The sequence below is a fragment of the Paenibacillus sp. 11B genome, from assembly GCF_030487755.1.
Lineage (GTDB): Bacteria > Bacillota > Bacilli > Paenibacillales > Paenibacillaceae > Paenibacillus > Paenibacillus vandeheii.
Map to the genome: position 1 here is coordinate 525,969 of NZ_JAUKNS010000002.1, position 16,862 is coordinate 542,830.

Genomic DNA, 16,862 nt, shown 5'->3' on the forward strand with positions numbered 1-16,862 from the left:
TTCATTGCAAATGGGTCTGCATTCAGCTTTATTAACATGTATAATAAAGGAATCACACGGTAAAGGGATGTCATGAATATGCTTCAGGCCTTAAATGTACGCTTGAACCGCATCATGCCACTGATTACCCCAATCAGCATTATTATTGGCGTTCTTTGCGGGAGTCTTCTTTCTTCTTATACCTTTTTGTCACCATGGCTTTTTGCTTTCATGACGTTTGCCGGAAGCATCAGCCTCGGGATACGGGATTTTGTGAACGTGCTGAAGAAGCCTTTTCCACTGTTTGTTTGCCTGTTTATTTTGCATTTGGCGATGCCTTTGATTGCTCTGGGCATGGGTCACCTGGTATTCCCAACGGATGCCTACACGATAACGGGCCTTGTTCTCGCCGCAGTTATTCCGACTGGTGTGAGCAGCTTTATCTGGGTCAGTATCTATCGGGGCAATATCGCTCTGACGCTTTCAATTATCCTGATTGACACGATGCTTGCCCCTTTCGTTGTACCTGGGATATTGTCTCTCCTGATCGGAACCAGTGTCACACTCGATATGGCAGCGATGATGAGCAGTCTGTTCTGGATGATCGTTGTCCCCTCCTTGCTCGGTATGCTGCTGAATGAGTGGACCAAGGGTGGAATTGTCCCGGTCTGGGGACCAAGGCTGAATCCGTTCTCCAAATTGTTCATGGCAGCAGTTGTCGCGATCAATGGCTCTGTTGTTGCTCCCTATTTGGCTGACTTTAATTGGCGATTGGCGGGACTCGCAGCCATCATTATTTTTCTCGCGTCGTTTGGCTATGCACTGAGTTACTTCATTGCCCGATTGCTCGGTTGGAATGAAGCCGATCAGGTCGCGCTTGTGTTCAACGGAGGCATGCGCAATATTAGTGCGGGAGCGGTGCTTGCCGTGTCCTATTTCCCTCCGCCGGTTGCCGTCCCGGTTGTACTCGGCATGGTATTTCAGCAGATGCTGGCCTCGCTTGCAGGATACCTGCTTGGCCGCCGCTCGCAGACTCTTCACAATGCTGATAAGACCTCTGCAGCCTAGTACAAAATAAGCAAATCAAAAAACGCCGACATTATTGTCGGCGCTTTTTTTGTGGGTATGACTATACACTATTTGCTAATTCTTCTTTGAACCTAATAATTCAAATCGGAAAACGCTGCTGAAACACCCAGAACAACGAGAAGTATCCATATCACAATCCCGATTGCTGCCCACAGCAATGCTGCTTTGGCATAATTGGCTTTCGATGGATTTGAATCTCCAAATGCCCAAACAAACAACATAATAATGTTTACAAGCGGAATCATCATTAGGAACAACGTGAGCATCCAACTACCGAAACTTACTGGCTGTGGTCCTGGTTTATGTACTCTTTGACTAGCAACTTCTGACATCGTATTTCTTCCTCCTTTCTTCTCCATTTCAATTGCTACCTGCTAAGACAATCTACTTCTAATTTAAGAAGAAACGTTTGCCGTTAATAAAAATACCGGAAATCTCATGAATTTACAATGTAATATTTACCATATTAGTTTTTTGACATATATTTTTTATAGCTTATCTCGAATCTCCAAGATGTTATCCAAATTCCGAAGCAAAGCGGCTTGTATAAGCATAAAGATACCCCTCTGTTCAACAAAAATAAAATTCATCTTCACAGATGTCTCATTACTCTCGTCTACTAAAAGGGGTAGCCTGTCAGTGATATTTTATTACTTCTATTCCTATTTCCACAATTCCAGTTTATTTCGGCTGAATATATCCTTCAGCTTTGAGCAATTCAGCGATCAGAACTGCACCGCCTGCTGCTCCACGCAACGTGTTATGAGACAGTCCTACAAACTTGTAATCATACAGGGAGTCTTCGCGCAGTCTGCCTGTTGATACGCCCATACCGCGCTCGATGTCACGGTCCAGTTTCGTTTGTGGTCTGTTCTCTTCTTCAAAATACGTAATGAACTGTTTCGGAGCGCTTGGCAGACCTAGCTCTTGCGGACGACCTTTGAATTGCAGCCAACGATCCAGAATTTCTTCTTTGGATGGTTTTTTCTCAAAGGATACAAATACGGTCGCCAGGTGACCATCGGTTACCGGAACACGAATACATTGTGTTGTAATTAATGGTGAGGACGCTTTTACAATCTCATTATTTTGAATGCTTCCCCAGATACGCAGCGGCTCCTGTTCACTCTTCTCTTCCTCGCCACCGATGTATGGAATTACGTTATCCAGCATTTCCGGCCAGTCCGTAAAGTTTTTACCTGCGCCAGAGATCGCTTGGTATGTGGAAGCTACCACTTGAGTTGGATTGAACTCACGCAAGGCGTGAAGTGCAGGCACATAGCTTTGAATCGAGCAGTTCGGTTTAACCGCGATGAATCCGGTTTTGGTTCCGAGACGTTTACGTTGAGCTTCAATTACGTCCAGATGTCCCGGGTTAATTTCAGGAATGACCATTGGCACATCAGCCGTCCAGCGGTGAGCCGAGTTGTTGGAAACAACCGGAGTTCCCGTTTTGGCATAAGCCTCTTCGAGCGCTTGAATTTCGTTCTTTTTCATATCTACAGCACAGAATATAAAATCAACCTGGCTCGCAAAAGCTTCCACTTGGGAAGCATCCTGCACAACGATGTTTTTCACTGCTTCCGGAATCGGAACAGCGAGCTTCCATCTGCCTTGTACGGATTCTTCATAGGTTTTGCCTGCCGAGTTGGCACTAGCTGAGATTGCAGTTACTTCAAACCATGGGTGTCCATTAAGCAGATCTACAAAGCGCTGACCTACCATCCCCGTTCCTCCGACGATACCGACTTTCAATTTTGCTGACATAAAATCATCATTTCCTTTCGGTGTTAGTTTCTCCTTAGTAAACACTATTCAGGCATTTCCAAAGCGTGTAGCCAACACCCCGGAAAAACCAAAAAATCCCATCCCCAAGACAAAAGTCTCAGGGACGAGATTGTTACACTCGTGGTACCACCCAGATTCGCCAATATGTCGCCATACCAGCCTCTTCGAGTTAAGGATTACTGCATTCATTCATGCGCATCCGTTTATACTCTTGCTCTGTAACAGGAGCTCCTGTCACACCATCCCTCAATTCTTAAAGTTCCGATGTGCTGCTCTGAGTCTTTATTCAACAAAAAATTCTTTACTCCTTTTCAGCTGCCGGAGCTCTCTGTGAAAGAATGCTTTTTATCTACTCATCTCTTCATCGCATTTGATATTGCGATTATAATATCAAAGTTACCATCGTGAAGTAAACACATTTTTTTTGGATAATGGAATTTATACGTTTTCAGTGGAGCTGAACAATTCAATTATCGCAAGAAAAACTTCAGCTAAACACGGTCTGTCTTCTGTGAAAGTACGTCGATAGACGTTTTTTTATAAATTGCTGCAATTGGGCATTTCTTTACTGCTTTTTGGCGACAATCGCATACGTTCCCAATGGACTTCCAGGCCCCGCAGCATGATGTGACCTAAGTAATTTCAATTCGGAAAGCAGGAGTGTTCTTACCTTATCAGGGATCGGAAGCATTTTCAGCTCTATAGGCGCTTCTGCCAATGTCATTTCGGTTTCCCATTGACCGTCCTGCAGTTCGGGAGAATGGATCGAAACCTCTTCCTTAATCGTCCAGCCTGCCGAAGAGACAAGCTCTCGGATATCCTCCGGTGTAAACAGCGTGCGCACATTGGAGAAGCTGTTCTCCTTGTAGCATTCGACCTGGGACTGAATCAGAACGGATAACCAGTGCGAGAGCTGGCTCACATCTGTAACGCGTGCATCCCATTCTGCGAAACATAACTGATGTCCCCACGACCTTACCTTGCTAAGAATCTGGGCGAGCTCGTCATAAGATTTCAAGTACCACGAACAATGAGAAAGTACAATTACATCAAACTCATTCTCGGCAAATTGAGCCTGTTCACTTAGAATGTCAAAATCATAATCCATTCGAATTCGGTTGCCTAGCGGAGATTTCCGCAGATTGGCTGCCGCTTCACCCACAGTTAGCGGTGCACCATAACTCTCTGGTGCAATGTCTACCCCATGAACGTATCCGTGCTCCCCCACCAGATGCGCTAGCACGGCCGTTGTATCTCCCTGACCACAACCGATTTCCAGAACGCGGCAGCCTTCCTGGATTCCCCAAAAGAGTCCCAGTTGCATCCGGTGCTCAGTCTGAATGTATTGAATAGCAGCGTTGTCCTCCACATCCATATACTTAATCAGATCCCTGATGATCGTCTCACTCATGATTCCACACTCCTTAAAGAGCAGCTTGAACTTCCTGCTCATTGTAGCGTTACAGGAACCATTGTACAATACTGGAAATTGTTAATCTTGCCTTAATCTTTAACAACGGTCACGTCTTATCCCCACTGTGTTGCAAGCTGCTGAAGATATGGAGTCAGCATGGGCTGCAATTCCTTACGCATCAGTCCGATCTCCAAAATGGCCTGAATATATCCGAACTGATCACCAATATCGTAGCGGCGCCCCTCCAGCTCAAGCGCCAGTAGCTCTTCCACCTGGCTCACTTCTTTCAAGGCATCCGTTAGCTGATATTCCCCTCCAGCCCCTCTCTCGATTCGAGCCAGAATGGGAAAGATGGAAGGTTTCAGAATGTAACGCCCCATTACGGCTGTTCGGGAAGGCGCTTCTGCAATGGAAGGTTTTTCTACCAGATTGGTGATCCGGTGAACCCGATCCTCTGCCCCCTGTGAATCAATAATCCCATATTTACTCACATCAGCAGCCTGCACTTGCCGCACGCCAACAATCTGACTGCCTGTCTTTTCATATAAATGAATCATCTGTGCGAGCGCCGGTGGATCAGATACCATAATATCATCTCCAAGCAGTACAGCGAACGGATCGTCTCCTACAAACTGACGTGCACATCCAATCGCATGACCCAGTCCAAGCGGCTCTTTTTGACGGATAAAATGAATGCTGGCCATTTCGCTGATCGCTTGAACTTCTTCCAGCAGTGCTTGCTTGCCTTTGGCATACAGGGAGTGTTCCAACTCAACTGATTTGTCAAAATGATCCTCGATCGATTTCTTATTACGTCCGGTTACGATGATAATATTTTCAATGCCCGATTGTACCGCTTCTTCCACAATATATTGAATGGCCGGTTTGTCCACAATGGGCAGCATTTCTTTGGGTTGTGCCTTGGTTGCCGGCAAGAATCGGGTACCAAGCCCCGCTGCCGGAATGACTGCTTTTTTAATTCTCATATCATGAAACACTCCTTTCATTAGCATCAGATGACGAATCAGACCTTTGAGCAGGATCTGCCCGGAACACCCAATACCGACTGGCAATATAGTTTATAATCATGCCCGAGAGGGTCGCCAGTATTTTACTCATTACAATGCTCCAGCCTAATGTGCTATTGCAGAAGTACAGAATCAGGGAGGATAGCGCCAGAACCAAGAGATTGGTAATTACAAAACGCATGATTTCGTTTTTTTTGTCCTGTCTTCCTGCATCCTGGAAAGTCCACCTGCCGTTCCACCAGTAACTGTTTACGACCCCGCAGCTGTAGGAGATCACCTGGGCAATCAGAGCAGGTGTGCCTGCGGCAGCAAGCAACGTAAACACCATTGCATCCACTGCTGTATTCAGGACGCCCACGATTCCGAACTTAAACAACGTGACCAGACGATTAGTCATGGTGAGCAACTCTGCCCGTTAACCGTGTCTGACCCGACTGACTTTCCACCTGATACACATCTCTCACAATGTATAGCGGGCGCGCCTTGGTTTCATCGTAGATTCGGCCGACATACTCGCCAAGAATGCCCAGCATGATCAGAATGAAGCCGTTAAAGATCAGCATGATGCTGACCATCGAGGGCCATCCTTTGATCGTTGAATCTGTAAATATCGCCGAAGCGATGACACTTAGCATATAGATGAAGCCGCCGATGGACAGGACAGCACCCACGTATCCCGCAAGCTTGAGCGGCTTGTGTGAGAATGATGTAATGCCGTCCAGACTCAGCTTTAACATGCGTTTCAACGGGTATTTGGTTTCCCCTGCCAAACGTTCATCCCGTTCATACTCAATGGCTGTCTGACGAAATCCCACCCAACTGACCAATCCGCGGACAAATCGATTCTTCTCCGGAAGACGCTTCATCTCATCACATACCTTGCGATCCATCAAGCGGAAATCCCCGGTATCCACTGGAATATCCGTATCCGTCGACGCTCGCAGTACGCGGTAGAACAGGCTTGCCGACCATTTCTTGAAGCGGGTCTCCCCGCTTCTGCTGGTCCGACGGGCATAGACAACCTCGTAGCCCTCTTTCCACTTGTCGATCATGTCCAATATCAGCTCGGGAGGGTCCTGAAGATCCGCATCAATTATGACGACTGCGTCGCCTGCTGCATAATCCATACCTGCCGTAATCGCGATCTGGTGACCAAAGTTGCGTGCAAAATCAATCAGCTTCACACTTTCATCCCAGCGGGCGTAGTCACGGATCATCTGTGCACTTTGGTCCACACTGCCGTCATTGACAAACAACAGCTCGTAACTCTCTCCCGTACTGCCCATGACTTTTTTCAGACGCCGATAGGTCTCCTCAATCACCGCTTCTTCGTTATACATTGGAATGATAATGCTGTAACGGTACTTTTGAGCCATGTTCGTTCCCTCCCTTTTCCGTTGTTTTCATTCGAATTGTTCAAGTTCATATCGTGTATCACTTGGATCACACTTATAATTTCACTTCATATAAAGTCGTTTGACCGCCGAAACCGGAATCGCTATCTGTTCCCGTCTTCCACTCTGACGTTGGAATCTCCGTACCATGCTCCTTGATCCAGTCGCCGATATCAGAACTTCCACCTCGGCCACCCATGCCACCTACCATGAAGTATTTCACTTGTCCACTCTTCACGAGTTGTTCCAGTTTTTCCGTGGTATACACCGGATCTGAACCCGAGAACCCACCAAGCGTAATGACTGCTTCATTTTCATCAATGATATAAGGGGCGGCCTGGTTGTAGTCCGTCGTTGCGAAGAGATAGGTTTCACCTGTGTTATGCTCTCTCAGATAATTCAGGGTTGTGGTGTCCACTTCTTCGTTGCGGTTCCCTGCTCCACCTCGCCCACCTGTCGTAGGCATTCCTCCGCCACCATTCATGCTTCCTCCTGAATTCGGAGGTGTTCCCATGCCCGCATTGTTCGGGTCAGCATCATCGGACGATGGGATATCCTGAGCGGTGTCATCTGATGCATTCGGCGGAGTCATATCCATATCGCCACCATCGCGATCACCCTGTCTATCTCCCATAGCCATGCCCATGCCGCCGAACATCCCATTGGAACCTGTAGGTCCAGCAGCCGGAATCATGCTGTTGCCTCCATACGTGATAGGTGTGAATGCCCAATAGATCGGACCGATCAGCATGACCATGAAGCCTGCGATAATCAAACCCTGTTTCCATGGGTGTGAACGATTAAGCATCACAATCAGGATAATCGTGATTAGAATGCCTGCAATTAATTCACCTATGGACCAACCTGCCCCGATAGTCTCGTTATACACCTGCATGATATACCAGCCGAAGATGGTCGTCAGCAGCACGGACAACGGAAGCAGCCAGGCTTGCCAGCCATTGCGTTCACGATATGCCGTCCACATGGCGGCAAACCCTGCTCCGGTTAATGCCGCTACCGGAGGTGCGAGCATAATCAGATAATATTGATGGAAGAAGCCTGCCACACTAAAGAAAGCAGCTACCGGAAGCAGCCAGGCCAGCCAGAACAAAGCTTCCTTATGCTTATCGGTTATATTTCTTCGTCTTAATCCTGCAAAAATGGCGATGCAGCCAAGCAATACAATCGGCAACAGCCAACTGGCCTGACCGGACAGTTCAGTTTGGAATAACCGCAGAGGACCTTTTTCCCCCGTACCAAACATGCCGCCCATGCCTCCACCGCCATTACCGCCTCCGAAATTCCTTCCATTAGGCATCTCGCCACCGTTTGGCATCTGGCCGCCCGGGAAAGTCATTCCGTTCATGCCACCCATTTCACCGTTTCCCGGTAGATTTCCTGTTGGAGCCGAGCCGCTGCCCGACTGATCTGTTCCGGAACCCTGGGAATTGGAGCTGCCACGAACATTACCTTCATCAGAGACATTTGGCATACCTGCATTCGCTGATCTGTTCTGTTGTCCCGTGAGACGGGATAAACCGTTATATCCAAAAGCCAGCTCCAGCACCGAATTCGTTTCACTGCTGCCGATATAAGGCCGCTCATCAGTCGGTATAGAATCCACGGTGACTGCCCAGGATAAGGAAACAACGGCCAGCACTGCCGTACTTCCGATCAGCAAGATGATTTTTCTTCTCCACTTGGCGTTGAATGCAAGCAGATAGAACAAGTAGAAAGCCGGAAGAATCATATAGGCTTGCAGCATTTTCATATTAAAAGCAAGTCCAATGAGCGCAAAGGCAACCAGAATGCGCCAAGTACTGCCTTGCTTGCTTCCTTTGAACAAAAACCATGAACCTAGCAGCAGCGTAAACACCAGCATGCTGTCAATATTATTAGTACGGCTGACTGCTGCCACAACAGGCACCGTTGCCATCGCAAGTGCCGAGATTCGCGCCGCGCCAAGTCCAAATGTAGGCTTGACCATGAAATAAATCAGCAGCACCGAACCGATCCCCGCTAATGCTTGCGGTAAAATAACACTCCATCCATGCAATCCAAAAACGTAAGCAAAAGCGGTTTGAATCCAGAAGACAACGGGTGGTTTGTCTACCGTTACCGAACCAGCCGAGTCGAGCGATGCATAGAAAAAGTTATGGAAATTTCTCAGCATGCTCCCAACGGCGGTCGTATAATAGGAATTGGCATATTGATCGTTCCAGATGCCGTACCCGTTCAGAAATGCCGCCAGTAAAACAATCGGCAGAAGGACAAGATCAATCCTTCGTTTGGCGTTATTCAATCTCAATCACTCCTTCAAGTTCTACATGTCTACTATTGTGGCATGCCAAAGTAAAACTGGGATGAGTGCCCGCTGAATGTTGCCTGAGGATAACTTGCAAACTTTTCAGCTAATTTTCAGTTTGGCGAGCGATAATATAGCATATAGACCTGTAAAATTGAGGGTATGTAATAGATGGATTTAACGGGGAGGAACGCCTGCTTATGAAGCTGAGTACTGGCATTAAAATACTTTTGGCAGATGATGAACCACATATTTTGCAATTTCTGGAGCTTGGACTAAGCAATGAAGGCTTTGATGTACGTACAGCCCCCGACGGAGCCGCTGCGCTTGAATTGGCACTTGATTTCCGTCCACATATGGCCATTCTGGATGTCATGATGCCAGAGATGGATGGGTTTGAGGTTGTTGAGCGTCTGCGCAAGAGCGGGGCTCAGATCGGGGTGATCATGCTGACAGCCAAAGATGAAGTCGAGAATCGCGTCAAAGGCCTATGGCTTGGTGCCGACGATTATATGATTAAACCATTTGCATTCGATGAACTGCTTGCACGGATACAGGCAAGGCTTCGTAATCAGTTTCCTTTATTAATCGGGGCGGTGACTCATGGGCCATTCCGTATCGATGATCAACGCAAAGAAATTACCTATCACGATCAGATTCTGGAGTTGTCTCCTACCGAATATGAACTTTTAAAATTCATCGTGCTTAATCATGGCATTGTCCTGAGTAAAGCGACCATTCTGAACCGTGTGTGGGGGTATGATTTTGGTGGAGAAGAAAACATTGTGGAGGTGTACGTTCGCTCCTTGCGTGACAAATTGGGGGATAAAGAGCATAAACTCATTCGTACCCTTCGAGGTGTCGGATACAGGGTGGATCTCTAATGGGGTCTTTACCATTGAAGGATAAACTTCCTTGGGCATGGCTGCATCGCTGGGTATCGCCACGTTCGCTTCGCTCTCAATTACTCGCGCGCTCCCTGTTCATTCTGGCTGCGCTGCTACTATTAATTGGTATTCTTCAATTCTGGATTATGGAAAGCTTTCTGTATCGCAATCAGGCGAAAACGATGGAAGAGCAGCTCATGTCCATGCCCCCTGTTTGGCTCGGAACGTCTTCACGAAGTGGTGCGACAAATAATCCTTTTGGCGGGCAATCCGGATCAGATCCAAGAGGATCAGGCAATCGTTTCTTGTACATTCCGGATCGTTCACTGGCTTTATTTGATAATCAAAGTGGCTTCGAGGACATTTTTGGTGAAGACGGTCTGACCGCTCCTCGCTTGACATCCGTTGAATATGAGAACATTACAGATCAGATCAACGATAAGCATCATGTTCCATACCGGATTGTAACGGATAACCAGGGCAATGAGCAGTTAATCGTTTTCTCCTCACCGGGACCACGTAATCGCGGCTTACCCATGGTGCAGATGGGCACGCCTACGAAACCGCTAAAAGATCTGATCGTGAAACAGCTTCTGATCTTCTTGATGTTATCCCTGCTGGCTATGGTCGCTGGACTCATTCTATACACCAAGGCACTTCGCCGGACACTGATTCCCTTATCCAGCATGGTAGACACGGTGCAACGAATCGATGCAGGCAGTCTGGCCGAACGCCTTCCTGCGGTGCAAGGACAACAGGAAGTAGATCAGCTGGCACTTTCATTTAACGGCATGCTCGAAAGGCTGGAAGACTCATTTGAAGCAGAGCGGGAGTCGAAAGAGCAAATGCAGCGTTTTCTGTCCGATGCTTCCCATGAGCTGCGTACCCCTCTTACCTCCATTCACGGATTTATTGAGGTGCTCAAGCGCGGCGCAGCCTCCAATAGCGAGCAATTATATAACGCTTTGAACAGCATGTATGGTGAATCCGTCCGCATCAACAAACTCGTAGAGGATCTGCTGATGCTGACCAAGCTGGACCAGGCGCCCCAGCAGGAGCAGGAGGTCATTCAACTCGACAGTTTGCTGCTCGAAATGCAGCCACAGCTTGTCATGATGGCTCAGCAAAGACAGGTTCACCTTGACCTGACGGCTGAAGTCCATGTCATGGCTGATGCTCATAAATTGAAGCAGGTGGTGCTCAATCTGTTCCACAATGCAGTACAGCACACCGATTCAGATCGGGGGGCAATCAGCATCACGTTATATGCCGTTCAGCATAAAGCTGAGTTAACCATAAAAGATAATGGCTCAGGGATTGAACCGGAGCATCTCCCTCACATTTTTGAACGCTTCTACCGCACAAGCTCTTCCCGTTCGAGAAAACAAGGTGGCGCTGGTCTTGGCCTTGCCATCACCCGTTCAATTGTGGAGTCGTATGGCGGGAAAATCACAGTACGCAGCCAGATCGGCGCAGGAACCCAATTTACGATTTTATTGCCATTGGTAGAGGGTGAAGCCTAAGCTGAACGAGGCTTGCAAGATGCAGTTTTCGTTTTCGTTTTATTGCGGCTCCTAAATGACGAATAACCCTTTCATTTCTACGGCGAAATGGGAAGGGTTATTTGTTTAGTATCGGATTGGTGTATTGGTGCATTGTGCATTTGTATCGAGAGTTATCGTTACTGTTTCCGCAATTGGTAATGGTTGTACGGTTCATTCTCGATTTCGAGCAGATTCAGCCATTCAAAATTGCATTTCTGTATCACCTTATTGGATGCCTGATTCGATAATAAAGCGATGGCATTCAACACTTCAATGTTTGTATTTTCAAATAAATACTGTGTTATTCCTTGTACTGCCTGTGTTGTAAAGCCACGGTTCCGGAAGTGTTTCGAAATGCCGTACATAATCTCCCGATTGGGCACTGGCAGTTCATCCTTGATCCCCGAGCAGCACCATCCTATGAACTCATCATTTTCTTTGAGCACGATAGCCAAACGTAAATAGAGGTCCCCAATGTCCCCACCCGCCAAAACAGCTTGTTTAAAATTCTGATTCTCGGGAATTTCGTATTGAGTGAGCCAGAGGGCTCTCTCTTCAACCGTAGCATTCCATCCCGGCAAAAATTCGTAAACCTCGGGTTGCCAGGTGATTTCCTGCAATTTCTCCAAATCCTCAGCTCGATACTCGCGCAAATAAATATCTTTGCAATCAATGATTAATTCATCACTTTTTATGGTTTGTTTCATAATGCCTCCTATAATTCATCTTACACAGCTAACATTGGCAGATCATAAACACCATGCCGCTCTGATTTAAAATGGGACTCACGCAAGTCCTTCCTTATCAATAAACTCGTCTTTCGTTAATCCGAACAGGATCAGATCCTGATATTTTCCATCGGTATAAATCACCTGACGACGCACGCCTTCCTGCACACACCCAAGTTTTCTCATCATAGCTGCGGAAGGTTCATTGCCTTCGAGAACATAATCGTTGAATTTATTAAGCCTACGCTCGAAAAAGGCATATTTTAGCAAGATTCGAATGGCTCTCGTTCCATATCCTTTTCCGCGATGATCCCTGTCAATTTGAATTCCAATGCTAAAGGTACCATTCCTTTCATCGATGCTGTTCAGGTTCACGCCCCCGACATTCTCACCATCCATATTTTCAATCGTAAACATGATCCGTCCTCTGTCTAGAGAAAAATCCGAAAAGGCTTCCGTAAATTTCTTCGCCTCAGTATTCGTAGGGGGCAGCTCCACTGCACATTCCAGTAAACGGCGAGCAGGTGAATCGAAGCGGTTATAATAATGATCTTCCCAATCTTCCTCACGCAGAGCCCGCAATCTGACCTGATCATCCTGCCAAAAATAATCGTTATAGTTAATCTCTCTCATTCTGATATCCCCCGTTTGGCAATGAATTGTTTCTCAATTTAATATAAGCTATGCCTATGATAACCCATATTGTGGAATTTGAGGAGATTTGTTTTCTTTTTCGATACAACTAAAAATAGCCCCCGGACAGAACGATCCTGCCGAAGGCTATCATCTATTTTATATATAACGTCATTCCGATTCTTCTTCTTCCGGGTATTGTGGTTTGGTTACACTATCGGGGACCGTTTCATCGAAGACGTCCTGACCGGGATAATCCCGTACTTCCCCTTCGTGCAGCTCATGATTTTCATAATCGAAACGGTGTGCAGTCCTTTGATCCACTCGCCACGGCGAGCTTTTGCCAAGAGATTCAGACATCAGAGATGAGCCGTAAGGACCTTCAGGGAACTCTTCGAGTGTGATATCATTTCGCTGCGACTCCACCGTGGACACATCGGTATATTCTTTCCTATCTTCTTGCAAAAATTTATCCTTCATCGTTCGTCCCTCCATATCTGCTTCGTGGTGATCAAAGCATGTTTAGTTTGAACGGGAATGAAAGCATTTATGCATGTTCATTGGCAAAAGTACATTCTTCAATCTCTGATCCAGATATAAAATACAAAGACAATAAGTCCAATCATACAAATCCACGTATCCCGTTTGGACCATATCAATAAGGAGGAGCGTGCTCCAAGCATGGAATTCTCTCTGACTTTTCGCATTTCCATCGCTATCGTCATGTCCTCTGCACGCTGAAACAGCGCCATGAGCAAGGGAATGACCATCGGACCAAGATCACGTACCCGTACCGTATTTGGTCGTAATGCAGCTTTGCCACGTGCCCTGACGATCAGCGAGAAGCGCTGCCATTCACTCCAGATCATCGGGATAAAACGGAAGATTAAAGACACGGCGAGTGCAAACGATGACACGGGCAGCTTAATTTTTTTGCCGACGGCAAGCACCCAATTCAGTCCTTCCACCATGCGCCCATAAGGCGTAGTCAGTGAAAACCAAAGACTTGCCAACGTGACGATAAACAAACGGTACACATTCAGTAACGTCGCTTCCGCCTGCATCAGGGAAAATCCGAACTGTAGACCGCCTCCTTCTGTAGAAAGAGTCGTACCCGATAACGCTGTGGATACGAGAAAAAACAGTACCAGCGGCTTCATTAACTTTATACATCCAGTCAAAGTGTGACGAGGCAGCACAACAAGGGCCAGCAATACCGGAACCAACGTGAGTGACAAACCTAGCCAGTGGTGTTGTAGCATCGTCGCAGTCACGAGCAAAATGTATAAAACCCATTTCAGACGCGGGTCCATGGCTCCATATATTCCTCTGCTTGAACCTGATTCAGCGTGGGCGTAGATAGCCTCCTGTCTGTCTTCTCCTCCCGAAGTGTCGAAGTGTGACAAGCCATGCCTATCTTCATCTCTGAATTGTTCCTCATTATCAACGGCATCATCCTTTGGCTCTAACGGCTCATTAACGAACTGAACAATACTTTCAGCCATTTCCTCCGGGGTCAACGCAGTAAAAGGCAAAGGCATGCCCGCCGCCGCGAATTGCTGTGCCAATTGCATGGAAGGTGGAAGCCCAATTCCGGCAAGCTCCAGTAATTCTGGCCTAGCCTGAAGTTCTTTTGGTGAAACATCACCAACCAGACGTCCCTTTTGCAACAAAAGAACACGATCCGCAAGAGGTAAAAACGTGTCCAGATCATGCGTAGCCACAATGGCTCCCTCACCTGCATTTCGATGCTGATTCAATACGTCCAGCAGCGTGACTACACTTTGCGCTTCCAATCCGGCGCTCGGTTCATCGAGCAATAGCCACGGAGGCTGCGCAGCCGTTCCCAGGGCGAGCCCCAGTCTTCTCCGTTCGCCTCCACTTAGTGCAAAGGGTGATCTGTCCAGATGAAATCGTTCTTCCCCTTCATGTCCCCCCGTCGGGGAGTCCCAGCGCTCAAGCGCCTCATTTATCTGCCTTTTCTTTTGTTCTTCGGGTAGACGATATGGACGTAGGGAATACGCAAATTCACGCCCAATGCTTCGGGCGAATAGCTGCTGCTCGGGAAATTGAAAGACCAACCCCATTTGCAGCAGAATGGACTGTGGTACTTTCCCCTTCTGCCAGTAAGGCTCTCCGTCCAGCTTGAGGCTACCCGCATCTGGAGGTTTTAGACCTGCGATTGTTTGCAGCAGTGTGGTTTTACCTGACCCTGTGCAGCCCAGCAACAAAGTGATTTCTCCACGGTTCAGTTGGACAGTGATATCTTGAAGCAGCGCTCTTCTGTCCGATTGTGACGAAGCAATGCCTACATGTTCTAGCTCGATTGCCAAAGGGCTACCTCCTTAACCAACTGCTCAGGTCGCAGAGGTGTCGCATGTTGGAGCAGACCTTTTCGTTTCAGGAGTAGAGCTGTCTGCACCGTAAAAGGTGGAGCAAGCCCAAGCTTTTCGCAGGGCGATGGTTGTTGTGCTTCTTTTCCAGCCTCAGCCGTCGTCTCCTGCCTCTCCCTTCCATAGAAGAAAACCTCAGGCGTTCCATCGTAAACGCAGCTTCCCTGTTCCATGGCAATAATTCGATCGCACAGCGTCGCTTCCTCCAAATGATGCGTAATCCAGATTACTGCTGTCCCTTGCTGGACAATGGCTTGAACTACAGCTTCCATTCGATCTCTGGCTCCAGGGTCAAGCATGGCCGTAGGTTCGTCCAGAATGAGTACATCCGGCTTGGCCGCCAGCGCAACCGCGATATTAAGCAGCTGCTTCTGTCCTCCAGACAGCATAGATATGGCCGCCTCTGGCGGATGCTCAAGCCCTACCGTATGTAAAGCGTGCTCTCTCCGTCGTAAGTGCTCCTCAGGAGATTCAAGCAACGAGGCTAAGGCAAAATGAAATTCCTCCTCAATGGTATCCCCAAGTACCTGCGCATCAGGCTGCTGGAGAACTCCACGAACAACCAGTTCTGGAGAAGCCTTTCTTTCCCCGCCGGATAACGGAATGAATCCAATCAGCAGCCCAGCCAGCGTACTTTTGCCGCTACCATTGGCTCCCACGATACTTATCCATTCTCCGGGAATCAATTTCAGTGAAACTCCATCCACTGCCTTACGAACACGCCCTGACTCGGACGCATAATGAACACGGACATTTTCTAGTGTTATCAAAGGTGTAACGTCTTGCATCTTAAATTGGTCCTTTCCCTTTTGAATCTTTTGTGGTACGATCCAAATCGTTAACCACATTCGTTTGATCGGTTAACAATAAGATTACCAAAATTGAAAGGAATGTTCAAACATGAAATTGTCTTTGCGAGGTATTGTATTTAGCGCACTCATGGCAGCCATACTTGTTATTTTTGGATACATAAGTATTCCCATTGGTTTCTCTCCTGTGCCGATTACATTGCAAACTCTTGCGGTTATGCTGGCAGGCGGACTGCTTGGTCCATTATATGGTTTTCTAAGTATCGCTATGGTCGTCATCCTGACTGCAATTGGTTTCCCGCTTCTGCATGGCGCAGGTGGACTGGCTGTACTCCTCGGGCCTACCGGGGGATATGTCATGATGTGGCCCTTCTCCGCATTGATCATCGGATTGCTGCTCAGTAAAATCAAACTGAACGGATTCGTTGGTTATTTCCTGGCCTTTATTGTATTTGAGGTGTTTGGTTCAATGCTGATCTATGTTTCGGGCGTGCCCTGGTTGGCCTATGCTTACAAAATGTCGTTACCCGAGGCCATGATTCAAGGATTCTATCCCTACATCATCGGTGATCTGATCAAAGCCTTGTTCGCTGCGATTATCATCGCACCTGTTCGCATGGTCTTCCCTCCACAGCGACTGACTGGCAACATGAACTCAACGGTTGTACGAGCAGATTCTTAAGACTTCATTGAGTTGAACGCAGCAGGTATTGGCAGCAGCTTCCGGCAGTACAGAACGGCCAGGTCTACCGCATGATGGAAGACTGCTTTCGGGAAGATCCAATCTCCATGATGGGACAGGTTCAGGATCTGGTGAATTTGAATCTGATTGGTTAACAGCCAAAAAGCCGTGTCCACGTAAACAGAAAAC

At 47.5% G+C, this 16,862-nt stretch carries 17 protein-coding genes and 1 other annotated feature; of the genes, 4 read left to right on the forward strand and 13 right to left on the reverse strand.

Annotation, left to right across the window (positions count from 1 at the left end; genetic code table 11):
* Nucleotides 1–78: 78 nt before the first annotated feature.
* Nucleotides 79–1,047, forward strand: coding sequence for a bile acid:sodium symporter family protein (locus Q0V21_RS10775; RefSeq protein ID WP_024628754.1), 969 nt, complete (start codon nt 79–81; stop codon nt 1,045–1,047).
* A gap of 92 nt (nt 1,048–1,139) precedes the next feature.
* On the opposite strand, the gene Q0V21_RS10780 is transcribed toward Q0V21_RS10775, so the two are convergent.
* From Q0V21_RS10780 to Q0V21_RS10810, 7 genes are all read right to left on the reverse strand, one after another.
* A complete protein-coding gene (locus Q0V21_RS10780) occupies nt 1,140–1,400 on the reverse strand; it encodes a hypothetical protein (protein ID WP_301878857.1) in 261 nt (86 codons plus the stop codon).
* A gap of 349 nt (nt 1,401–1,749) precedes the next feature.
* Complete coding sequence (gene asd / locus Q0V21_RS10785; protein WP_024628752.1) at nt 1,750–2,835, reverse strand: aspartate-semialdehyde dehydrogenase; 1,086 nt, start codon at nt 2,833–2,835, stop codon at nt 1,750–1,752.
* Between the two features lie 117 nt (nt 2,836–2,952).
* Nucleotides 2,953–3,230: a binding site (T-box leader), on the reverse strand.
* A gap of 191 nt (nt 3,231–3,421) precedes the next feature.
* Nucleotides 3,422–4,267, reverse strand: a complete 846-nt coding sequence (locus Q0V21_RS10790; RefSeq protein WP_301878858.1) for a class I SAM-dependent methyltransferase — start codon at nt 4,265–4,267, stop codon at nt 3,422–3,424.
* 116 nt (nt 4,268–4,383) lie between these two features.
* The gene (galU, locus tag Q0V21_RS10795; RefSeq protein WP_301878860.1) at nt 4,384–5,256 is read right to left on the reverse strand and encodes a UTP--glucose-1-phosphate uridylyltransferase GalU; all 873 of its coding nucleotides are present in this window, start codon (nt 5,254–5,256) and stop codon (nt 4,384–4,386) included.
* Between the two features lies 1 nt (nt 5,257).
* Nucleotides 5,258–5,695 carry a GtrA family protein gene (locus tag Q0V21_RS10800; protein WP_301878861.1) on the reverse strand — a complete coding sequence of 146 codons (438 nt, stop codon included), beginning with the start codon at nt 5,693–5,695 and terminating at the stop codon, nt 5,258–5,260.
* The gene (locus Q0V21_RS10805; protein WP_301248084.1) at nt 5,688–6,674 is read right to left on the reverse strand and encodes a glycosyltransferase family 2 protein; all 987 of its coding nucleotides are present in this window, start codon (nt 6,672–6,674) and stop codon (nt 5,688–5,690) included. Before Q0V21_RS10805 ends, Q0V21_RS10800 begins: the two co-directional genes overlap by 8 nt.
* A 73-nt stretch (nt 6,675–6,747) precedes the next feature.
* Entirely contained in the window at nt 6,748–8,994 is a 2,247-nt protein-coding gene (locus Q0V21_RS10810) for an ArnT family glycosyltransferase (protein ID WP_301878863.1), read from the reverse strand.
* A gap of 203 nt (nt 8,995–9,197) precedes the next feature.
* Here Q0V21_RS10810 and Q0V21_RS10815 point away from each other — a divergent pair, with 203 nt between their 5' ends.
* Together Q0V21_RS10815 and Q0V21_RS10820 are read left to right on the forward strand one after the other, a co-directional pair.
* Entirely contained in the window at nt 9,198–9,881 is a 684-nt protein-coding gene (locus tag Q0V21_RS10815) for a response regulator transcription factor (RefSeq protein ID WP_079344304.1), read from the forward strand.
* Nucleotides 9,881–11,407: a sensor histidine kinase gene (locus Q0V21_RS10820; RefSeq protein ID WP_301878864.1), complete on the forward strand. Its 1,527-nt coding sequence runs from the start codon at nt 9,881–9,883 to the stop codon at nt 11,405–11,407. The genes Q0V21_RS10815 and Q0V21_RS10820 overlap by 1 nt, the downstream gene beginning before the upstream one ends.
* 158 nt (nt 11,408–11,565) lie before the next feature.
* On the opposite strand, the gene Q0V21_RS10825 is transcribed toward Q0V21_RS10820, so the two are convergent.
* From Q0V21_RS10825 to Q0V21_RS10845, 5 genes are all read right to left on the reverse strand, one after another.
* Complete coding sequence (locus Q0V21_RS10825; RefSeq protein WP_301878865.1) at nt 11,566–12,135, reverse strand: GNAT family N-acetyltransferase; 570 nt, start codon at nt 12,133–12,135, stop codon at nt 11,566–11,568.
* 78 nt (nt 12,136–12,213) lie between these two features.
* The gene (locus Q0V21_RS10830; RefSeq protein WP_079344301.1) at nt 12,214–12,789 is read right to left on the reverse strand and encodes a GNAT family N-acetyltransferase; all 576 of its coding nucleotides are present in this window, start codon (nt 12,787–12,789) and stop codon (nt 12,214–12,216) included.
* Nucleotides 12,790–12,960: 171 nt separating this feature from the next.
* Nucleotides 12,961–13,269 carry a hypothetical protein gene (locus Q0V21_RS10835; protein WP_024628740.1) on the reverse strand — a complete coding sequence of 103 codons (309 nt, stop codon included), beginning with the start codon at nt 13,267–13,269 and terminating at the stop codon, nt 12,961–12,963.
* A gap of 98 nt (nt 13,270–13,367) precedes the next feature.
* The gene (locus tag Q0V21_RS10840) at nt 13,368–15,122 is read right to left on the reverse strand and encodes an ATP-binding cassette domain-containing protein (RefSeq protein WP_301878867.1); all 1,755 of its coding nucleotides are present in this window, start codon (nt 15,120–15,122) and stop codon (nt 13,368–13,370) included.
* Nucleotides 15,107–15,952, reverse strand: a complete 846-nt coding sequence (locus Q0V21_RS10845) for an ATP-binding cassette domain-containing protein (protein WP_301878868.1) — start codon at nt 15,950–15,952, stop codon at nt 15,107–15,109. The genes Q0V21_RS10840 and Q0V21_RS10845 overlap by 16 nt, the downstream gene beginning before the upstream one ends.
* Nucleotides 15,953–16,082: 130 nt before the next feature.
* On the opposite strand from Q0V21_RS10845, the gene Q0V21_RS10850 reads away from it, so the two are divergent.
* Nucleotides 16,083–16,673, forward strand: coding sequence for a biotin transporter BioY (locus tag Q0V21_RS10850; protein ID WP_301878869.1), 591 nt, complete (start codon nt 16,083–16,085; stop codon nt 16,671–16,673).
* On the opposite strand, the gene Q0V21_RS10855 is transcribed toward Q0V21_RS10850, so the two are convergent.
* Nucleotides 16,670–16,849, reverse strand: a complete 180-nt coding sequence (locus Q0V21_RS10855) for a hypothetical protein (RefSeq protein ID WP_179132561.1) — start codon at nt 16,847–16,849, stop codon at nt 16,670–16,672. The genes Q0V21_RS10850 and Q0V21_RS10855 overlap by 4 nt on opposite strands.
* Nucleotides 16,850–16,862: the final 13 nt, after the last annotated feature.

What these genes read in the sequence shown, in the direction of transcription:
- Q0V21_RS10815 (WP_079344304.1), top strand. Translation starts at nt 9,198, where the DNA reads ATGAAGCTGAGTACTGGCATTAAAATACTTTTGGCAGATGATGAACCA.
- Q0V21_RS10835 (WP_024628740.1), bottom strand. Translation starts at nt 13,269, where the DNA reads ATGAAGGATAAATTTTTGCAAGAAGATAGGAAAGAATATACCGATGTG.
- Q0V21_RS10825 (WP_301878865.1), bottom strand. Translation starts at nt 12,135, where the DNA reads ATGAAACAAACCATAAAAAGTGATGAATTAATCATTGATTGCAAAGAT.
- Q0V21_RS10780 (WP_301878857.1), bottom strand. Translation starts at nt 1,400, where the DNA reads ATGTCAGAAGTTGCTAGTCAAAGAGTACATAAACCAGGACCACAGCCA.
- asd (WP_024628752.1), bottom strand. Translation starts at nt 2,835, where the DNA reads ATGTCAGCAAAATTGAAAGTCGGTATCGTCGGAGGAACGGGGATGGTA.
- Q0V21_RS10800 (WP_301878861.1), bottom strand. Translation starts at nt 5,695, where the DNA reads ATGACTAATCGTCTGGTCACGTTGTTTAAGTTCGGAATCGTGGGCGTC.
- Q0V21_RS10805 (WP_301248084.1), bottom strand. Translation starts at nt 6,674, where the DNA reads ATGGCTCAAAAGTACCGTTACAGCATTATCATTCCAATGTATAACGAA.
- Q0V21_RS10775 (WP_024628754.1), top strand. Translation starts at nt 79, where the DNA reads ATGCTTCAGGCCTTAAATGTACGCTTGAACCGCATCATGCCACTGATT.
- Q0V21_RS10790 (WP_301878858.1), bottom strand. Translation starts at nt 4,267, where the DNA reads ATGAGTGAGACGATCATCAGGGATCTGATTAAGTATATGGATGTGGAG.
- Q0V21_RS10830 (WP_079344301.1), bottom strand. Translation starts at nt 12,789, where the DNA reads ATGAGAGAGATTAACTATAACGATTATTTTTGGCAGGATGATCAGGTC.
- galU (WP_301878860.1), bottom strand. Translation starts at nt 5,256, where the DNA reads ATGAGAATTAAAAAAGCAGTCATTCCGGCAGCGGGGCTTGGTACCCGA.
- Q0V21_RS10820 (WP_301878864.1), top strand. Translation starts at nt 9,881, where the DNA reads ATGGGGTCTTTACCATTGAAGGATAAACTTCCTTGGGCATGGCTGCAT.
- Q0V21_RS10850 (WP_301878869.1), top strand. Translation starts at nt 16,083, where the DNA reads ATGAAATTGTCTTTGCGAGGTATTGTATTTAGCGCACTCATGGCAGCC.